10 protein-coding genes and 1 pseudogene are annotated in these 7172 nt (G+C 54.6%); 4 read left to right on the top strand and 7 right to left on the bottom strand.

Going from position 1 to position 7172, the window contains the following annotated elements; translation table 11 throughout:
* Together D1159_RS18175 and D1159_RS18170 are read right to left on the bottom strand one after the other, a co-directional pair.
* Positions 1-515 (bottom strand): SLOG family protein (locus D1159_RS18175; protein WP_161847012.1); only part of this gene is annotated, 515 nt, incomplete at its 3' end.
* A gap of 50 nt (positions 516-565) precedes the next feature.
* Positions 566-1234, bottom strand: coding sequence for a hypothetical protein (locus D1159_RS18170; RefSeq protein ID WP_161847011.1), 669 nt, complete (start codon positions 1232-1234; stop codon positions 566-568).
* A 307-nt stretch (positions 1235-1541) separates the two neighbouring features.
* On the opposite strand from D1159_RS18170, the gene D1159_RS18165 reads away from it, so the two are divergent.
* From D1159_RS18165 to D1159_RS18155, 3 genes are all read left to right on the top strand, one after another.
* The gene (locus D1159_RS18165) at positions 1542-1847 is read left to right on the top strand and encodes a helix-turn-helix transcriptional regulator (RefSeq protein WP_161847010.1); all 306 of its coding nucleotides are present in this window, start codon (positions 1542-1544) and stop codon (positions 1845-1847) included.
* 188 nt (positions 1848-2035) lie between these two features.
* Positions 2036-2365: a helix-turn-helix transcriptional regulator gene (locus D1159_RS18160; RefSeq protein WP_161847009.1), complete on the top strand. Its 330-nt coding sequence runs from the start codon at positions 2036-2038 to the stop codon at positions 2363-2365.
* Positions 2366-2406: 41 nt separating this feature from the next.
* On the top strand, positions 2407-2640 hold the full coding sequence (locus D1159_RS18155) for a helix-turn-helix transcriptional regulator (protein ID WP_347563732.1): 234 nt from the start codon (positions 2407-2409) through the stop codon (positions 2638-2640).
* A gap of 38 nt (positions 2641-2678) precedes the next feature.
* On the opposite strand, the gene D1159_RS18150 is transcribed toward D1159_RS18155, so the two are convergent.
* On the bottom strand, positions 2679-4088 hold the full coding sequence (locus tag D1159_RS18150) for a relaxase/mobilization nuclease domain-containing protein (RefSeq protein WP_347563731.1): 1410 nt from the start codon (positions 4086-4088) through the stop codon (positions 2679-2681).
* Between the two features lie 117 nt (positions 4089-4205).
* On the opposite strand from D1159_RS18150, the gene D1159_RS18145 reads away from it, so the two are divergent.
* Positions 4206-4406: a ribbon-helix-helix protein, CopG family gene (locus D1159_RS18145; RefSeq protein ID WP_161847007.1), complete on the top strand. Its 201-nt coding sequence runs from the start codon at positions 4206-4208 to the stop codon at positions 4404-4406.
* 17 nt (positions 4407-4423) lie between these two features.
* On the opposite strand, the gene D1159_RS18140 is transcribed toward D1159_RS18145, so the two are convergent.
* From D1159_RS18140 to D1159_RS19365, 4 genes and pseudogenes are all read right to left on the bottom strand, one after another.
* Positions 4424-5380, bottom strand: a complete 957-nt coding sequence (locus D1159_RS18140; RefSeq protein ID WP_161847006.1) for a toprim domain-containing protein — start codon at positions 5378-5380, stop codon at positions 4424-4426.
* Between the two features lie 60 nt (positions 5381-5440).
* Positions 5441-5779 carry a plasmid mobilization relaxosome protein MobC gene (mobC, locus tag D1159_RS18135; RefSeq protein ID WP_161847005.1) on the bottom strand — a complete coding sequence of 113 codons (339 nt, stop codon included), beginning with the start codon at positions 5777-5779 and terminating at the stop codon, positions 5441-5443.
* Positions 5776-6855 carry a hypothetical protein gene (locus D1159_RS18130; protein ID WP_161847004.1) on the bottom strand — a complete coding sequence of 360 codons (1080 nt, stop codon included), beginning with the start codon at positions 6853-6855 and terminating at the stop codon, positions 5776-5778. The genes mobC and D1159_RS18130 overlap by 4 nt, the downstream gene beginning before the upstream one ends.
* Positions 6830-7172: pseudogene (locus D1159_RS19365) on the bottom strand (hypothetical protein); the annotation flags it as partial. The pseudogene D1159_RS19365 and the gene D1159_RS18130, both read right to left, overlap by 26 nt.

Genomic DNA, 7172 nt, shown 5'->3' with positions numbered 1-7172 from the left:
TAGGAGCTCTGCCCCATGACAGGCTCAATCAGAATAATCTTTCGGCCCAGCTTTCTGGCATAATTGACCGTCGCCTGGGTTCCGCCCCGCCGTTCTCCGTTGTAGACGGCCAGCAGCAGGCCGGCGGCCTCCACCAGACGGTGGTTCCGGTCGAGCATACAGCCGTCATAATAATTACGGCTCACATAGGCCACCGAATCGGCCTGTCCCAAAATAGAATGATACCGCGCCTGCGCCGCCAAGCTCCACTTGATTTCCTGACCCTCACAGGGCAGGAAGCAGTGGAGCTTTACTGCCGGATTTTTGGCGCGAAGCTCCAAAACCATTTGAGACAGCCAGCAGTCGGAGCCGTCGGCCATACCGCTGAAAAAGTCCGTCACACCCATATTCACCAGTTTGGCAACCTGTTCCGTCAGAACCGCTTTCAGCGCAATACACCGTGGATCTGCCTCGTCGTACTTCCAGGGGAACTTGTGTGGCCGGTGCCCCGTAAAGGCGCATGTGGTTTCCCTCATATCGCTTCTCCCATCCTTATAAATAGAGCCGTATCCTGCTTATCACGCCGTCATGGTTCCTGTGGAAACGCATAAAAATCAAACCCGGCCCCCGGCGACATGATAAGTTCCATGTCCGGAGGGATGCAGGGCGTATCCTCCGCATAATCCGGATGGAATTTCAGAATTGCGTTTTTCAACGCGCCCACATTGATCTTTGATTCCCAGGTCTCATCCGCGTATTGCAGCAGCTCAAAGACCGGCAGGCAGCTGCTCCGGTACGTGTAGAAGCGGAACCCATAGGTGTTGTCAATTCCGTGCTCCAGGTCATAGTCCGTCTGCTGTCCAAGTCTTTTCGTCTTATATGTGAGGTCTTCACAAAGAGGGTACGCGATTGCCAGCACCCATCCGGCCTGTTTGGTTTCCAGCCAATAAAGCCCATTCCAGAGATAGCTGTGCCGGAGCGGAGGCCCCCACGGCGTTTCCGTTGGAATTGGAAACTCACCAAAGTATTCTGGGCAGACCTCCATCCCCCAGAGCTTTGTCTCCTCCAGCGTGGTATACGCCGGAATTGGAAGACCATGTGCCGTAAGATACTGGTAGATTTCGTACATCGCCACGAACTTGCCTTGATTGAAATAATCGTCGCAGTCATAAATCAGAAACCTGGGATTACCCAGCAGCGGCAGCCCGTAAGCCCGCGCCCTGGGAGAGAGCGCGGGACAGTCCTTTGCCGCCACAAGGTATTCCGTGCCACGAAACAGCTCAATATGTGAAAACTGTGTAAAAATGTAATACGCGCCTGGGCAGTACAGCTCCGCAGACCGAATGGAGCCGTAAGTGTGCTTTACCTTATCAAAATTGAAGGGAAGCTCTGAAATCGGAATTTGTTTTTGCTCCATCTCTTTCTCCTTTTGGTACTTTGTTCTCTTAATCTAAGCAGCTCGATAAGATACTATATTATCTATATTTATTATATTTAAGATAATATATATGTAACCATGTGTAAAAAATAATGCTATCATCTCTATAATAGCAGGTGATATCATGGATTTTGACATTAGTATGAGAATAAAAGAGCTACGACTTGCAAAAGGGTTATCTACAAACAAACTCTCCAATTTAGCCGGTTTATCGCAGAGTTATGTACGCAAATTGGAAAAAGGTGAGTGTAAGCCAACAGTTGAATCACTAGAGCTTTTATGTCACGCTTTGGGTATCACATTTAGGGATTTTGTTAATTATAAGGAAGCATCCTTGCTTCAACTCCAGGCAATTAGTTTAATTGGAAAATTGAGCAATGAGCAGCTTGAAGGATTATGTAAACTGTTGGAATCCAAAAAGGAAGAGTAAAGAGTTCGTACAGTTGTTGTGCGGACTCTTTCCTTGTTATGGAAAGCCCGTTGATACAATCTATGCTGACTTGACTCTGACATTATATCACAAGGTTCGGTGTATTACTATATACAAAATTATATACTTGTAGATATTTTGGTTTTAGATGTCAGGGGTTACACTACCTTTAAAGGTGGTGTATTACCATGCCCAGACAGTTAAAGGCCGTCAACACAGAAATTGGAGCCAGGATTAAGGCAGAGCGCACGAGACAGAGACTGACTCGTGAAGACTTAGCAAAACTGTCTGGTTACAGTGCTAATTTTATTCAGGAGGTAGAGCGTGGCCGCTCTGGACTATCTTCGGAATCTATCCGTGCATTTTCTCTGGCGCTCAAACTCTCCGCAGATACGTTGCTGTTTGGGGCACCGCCGACCGGGTTTGAGTATTTGATTCAGCGGTTGAAAACAGTTCCACCTGAAAAGATGACTCATATCATTAAAATTATAGATGAAGCTGTTGAGTGTACCCACTAGAGTGTTGAGCAACTTGTCAGAATGGCAATACTGTATCACACATCTTTAGATTATATGAGCAGAGTATCAGTAATTGGGAAAATGACAATATCATGCCATCCGTAGATATGCTGGTAAGAATTGCAGATTTCTTTCATGTTAGCACCGATTATCTGCTGGGGCGTGATGTGCAGGAACCGAATGCTCTACAGATGCTCGATATCACTGGCCTAACTCCGCGTCAGATAGAACATATTCAATTTATTGTGGACGATCTACGACAAAATGAGCATTAAAAACCTCCCATGCCAGATGGCATGGGAGGTTTTTGCAGTCACCGCTCTGGCTTCGCTTCTCGCTGCTGCTCTGGCTCCCTTGGCTCCAAGCCCAGGATTCTATCCACATTCTGCTTTGCGGTCTGGTACTCAACCATCTTCCGCCGCAGAGCCCGGTACTCGTCGTACTGCGCCTGTTTCTCCGCCAGGAGGGCGGCGTACTGTTTGGAGAGCTGGGCCGCTTTGGGGATGGGCTGGCCGTTCAGGGCGTCAAAGGCTTTCTTCGCCGCCTCGTGCTTGGCGATCTCATCCCTATGCTCCGCGAAAAATTCCTTCTTGTGCCGGGATTTTTTGTAGGCGGCGTAGACCGCCCGGGTTTTGGAGTAGTTGATAATGTGGGTTTTGAGCTGGGCAATTTCGGTCATCCGCGCCTCCAGCTGCTTGATGCGGCGGGACACCTCGTCAAACCGGCTCCCGGCCTGCTCTGCCCGCGCCGCCAGTTCGTCATAATCCGTCAGGCCATTCTCGGTCAGGAAATTGAGGGTTTTCGCCGCTTCCTTCAAATTAAAAACCTTGGCCCACCGCTCGTAGCCCGCACCCTTGCCGGCGGCCATTTTTGCCTGGATGTCGATCAGCAGATTGACTTTCCGGCCGCTGTGGAAAACCGGCGGTTTTGTCCTGGCAGAGCGCCCGCCCCGATTGGTGCAGCGAGCCCGCAGGGCGTCCCTGGTATACGCGTCCCCCAGGCGGCTGGAACGGGTGAACCGCTCCTGACCGGGGGCGCGGAAGGACAGCAATTTCCCCTCTTTGATCTCATATCCTTCGCCCCGCATCCGCGCCAGAAACTCCGCATAACTCCGGCAGCCAGGGAGCACCCGGTCAATGGTCTGCCGCAGGCGCTCCTTGAAACTGGAGCCATACCGGGCCGCCGCCGTCTCCTTCTGGGTTTTCGCCCTGGGCTTCGGGTTCTCAATCACGGAGAGCCCGTGGGCCCTGCACAGCTCGTCGTTGAGCTTACGCAACAGAAAGGCGGAATTTTTGACGTTCTGAAACTTGCCGTCACAGTTGAGATTGGTGCTGTTAAACTCGATGTGGGTATGGATGTGAGCCTTGTCCACATGGGTGGACACCACAAACTGGTGCTGGCCCTTGGTAAACTTCATAGCCAGCTCGTAGCCGATCCGGTTTGCCTCCTCCGGGCTGATCTCCCCCGGCTTAAAGGATTGGATCATGCGGTACATAATAATATCGTGCTGTTTGGACTGACTGCGCCCGGTAATCCGGGCGTAGATTTTTTTGCTGATCTCGAACTCCTCCGCAGCGGTTTCCGGCGAACACATGAAAGAGGACACCAATTCGCCGCCGCTCGTTTTCTCCGGCTTCTGGTCGTAGCCGTGCCGCGCCGCCATGGACTGCTGACGGGTCCGGTTTCGCATGGTCTTCCGGGGGAGGATACTGGAGATTGCCACATGATTCTCCTTTCACATTGATAAACTATAAAGTCATAGTTTATCAAGACTATATCAGTATACTATATTAAAATTGATTTTGTCAAGCTAAACTATAACTATAAGTGAGGCGATAGCATGGCAGAAAAGATAACAATTAAAAGGAAGTCCGAGCGCAGAGGGGACGATGGACACAAAATCGTATCCGTCCGAATGCGGGATGAGTTAATTGCGCGGCTGGACACTCTGGCAGAAACCGCAAACCGCTCCCGCAACGAAATCATTAACCTGCTGTTGGAATCGGCTGTTGACATTGTAGAGATTGAGGGCGAGGAATAACCGCACTGAACCGGCAGTTATCTCGCCCCTTCTCTTTGCCGCTCCCGTCCCCGCGCCGCCTTGACATAGGCGCAGAGAAATTCGTTATAATCCTTCCCATGCACCGCTGGAGGCGGGTTGCGGTGGATCAGCTTCACCCGCCGGGACAACTCCATATCCTCTCGAACCACCTGTTCCAACCGCTCCATGCCCTCCAGACCCGCCCTGTCGCTGTCCAGACACAGGCTGACCTGGGTCACATAAGGATGGTCGCGGAGAAATTGAAGCAGGGCGCGGGGCCCGGTCCCGCCGAGGGATAGATAGTGGCTGCCCTGCCAATCACCCCCGGCCAGCTTGACCAGCGTGGCCACGGAGAGGGCGTCAATGGGGCTCTCCGCCACTGCCAGCTGGGGGCAGTCCGGAGCGTAGGCCGGCAGGGCGAAGTTATACCGCTTGTCGCTGCCCTCCACGTCCAGCCGGAAGCCGTCTCGCGTCCCCCGGAGGCAGGCAAACCGGGCGCGGCCAGTTGGATCCCTGCCCACAAAGACGCAGTTCTGATGCTTCCGGCTCTCGTAGAGCGTACCGGCCTGGAGGCACGCGCCGATCAGCTCCGGGTGGATGCCCCGGTCCTGCAAATAGGCCACCACGGCGGCGGGAAACCGTCTGGCCTCCGGGAGCGCAAAGGGTTTTCGCGGCTGCGGCGGATGCCGTTCCTGGGGCGGCGGGGCACGGCATCCGCACAGGGTTTCCACCGCGTCTACGAAGTCCATTCCCCGGACTTTGAGCAGGTAATCCAGCGCCGTCCGGCCCCCGATGCCCCGGCTGTTCCAGCACCACTTTCCGTTGGAAATCTTCAGGCTGTCGTGGGTCCGGGTGCAGTACTCCCGGGGGCCGCAGCGCTTCAGCTCCTGGGGCTCGTAGGTTTGAAGGTAGGAGAGGAGGTCCCACTCCTTCGCCTTTGCAATCTGCGCTTTGGTCACGCCTGAAACAACCATCACCCCCATATCAAAAGGGCGGCGGGATATCGTTGGGAGATATCCCGCCGCCCCACGCTGTCATAACGCCTCCCATTTTTTCAGCAGGGCATGAATACCCTGCCAGACTTCGGTATAGCCCCGCCGCAGGTCCTCTACGTCCTGGGCGTAGAGGTTCCGGGTTTCATTGCAGCGGCGGGCGATCTGGTTTACATTGCTGGAGATGGAGCGCAGCAGCTTCACCAGCTCCGCCACACTGCCCATGTCCAGCTGTACGATGTAGCCATCCACCGCCATTTTTCTCAGATAGGCCCGTAGGTTCGTGGTCCCCAAAAGAGCCATTTTTTCATCAATGACCGCTTTTTCCTCCGGGGAGACCTTGGTGTAAAGCCCCACTGTCCGGCCCTCGTTCTTCCTCACAGCGCCGCCTCCCTCCGCTGGTTCCTGTCCGGGTCCGGAGCCGCCGGGGCGGGCGGGGTGTAGTCCCGCAGCGCCTGCCGGATGGACGGCTTGCCGCCCTGGCGCTCAGGCGCGCCGGACGACTTTTGCTCTGGTTCCTCATCCTCCCTCCCGGGCGCTCCGTCCCGACCGCCGCTGTCCAGTTCAATGTTCAGCTGGGACAGCCGGGCGGACTTCGCTTCCAGCTCTGCCTCCTGGGGGAAGGGACGGCCGGTTTCCGCCTTTGCCGCCTCCAAATCCCGCCGGAGGGTCTCCAGTTTCTGCTTCTGCCCCTCCAGGTTTTTTGGTATTTTCTCCAGCGCGTTGTGGATACGGACGATGTTGCCCACAACATCGTCCGAAAGCTCCGCCGCGTAGGTCAAATTCTGTTTCAGCGTCACCTTAAATTTGGAGCCGTTAAAATGGAGCTGCATGGGAAAGCCCCGGTACTGGCCCAGGTCCAGCGGTTTTTGGGGATCGGTTATGGTTTTGCAGGCGGCCACCAGCGCCAGACCGGCGGCCTTGCGCTCCGTGTAGAGCTGGCCCAGGATTTTGATGGAAAAATCCTCCTCCCCGGTGGGGTGCATATCCCGAATATTCAAGTCCTCCGTCAAGGCCCGGATGAACAGTTCAGCCTCCGCTATCTTCTGGGGATAGTGCTTGACGGCCATATCCTCCAGCTCATACTGCTGAGCCATGTGGCTGGATTTCAGCAGCTTCAGCTTGGCCACCTGAATATCCAGATCCATCTTCTCCTTGATTCTCGGGTCGCCGGTGGCGATCATCTTGACCTCGGCGTAGGAGAGGGCGGCGGCGTCCACGTCCTCAATGGACCGGGCGGGGCTCTTTGAGGTCATCACCTGACCGATAAACTTCTGCTTGCTCTCCACCAGCCCCCAGTTGTAGGCGTCAAAGGTTCCCTTAGTGACGTAGCGGAAGATTTTGACCTGTTGATTCTCGTTGCCCCGCCGGACAATCCGCCCCGCCCGCTGCTCCAAATCGGACGGACAGACTTTGCGGACGATCCATCTGCTATGCCGCTTTTCGGGCGGCGGCACGTCTGCGCCGTGTGCTTTCGGTGCTTTGTTGGGTGTGTATCTTCTTGGCACAGGGCTTACAATACTTTGCCGCCGCTGAACCGGGGGTAAACTCTGCCCCGCAGCATTGGCACCGTCTGGGAGAGAGGGGGGACGCATGGCGTTTTGTGACTTTGATATGTAACTCGTTGGAGAGAACTCCAACGAATTTGTAGTAGATTTTGATGGTCTGCTCCACCGTGCCGTCCTCTTTCTGAACACGGTAGAGTAGGGAAGTGCCGCCTTGCCGCATTTCGGCGGTAGGTCTGCACCACCCTCTCCGGGAACCGTACGTACCC

The organism is Pseudoflavonifractor sp. 524-17, assembly GCF_009935845.1.
GTDB lineage: Bacteria > Bacillota > Clostridia > Oscillospirales > Oscillospiraceae > Pseudoflavonifractor_A.
Note: the sequence above shows the minus strand (reverse complement) of the source record. Positions and strands in the feature narration are given on the sequence as shown.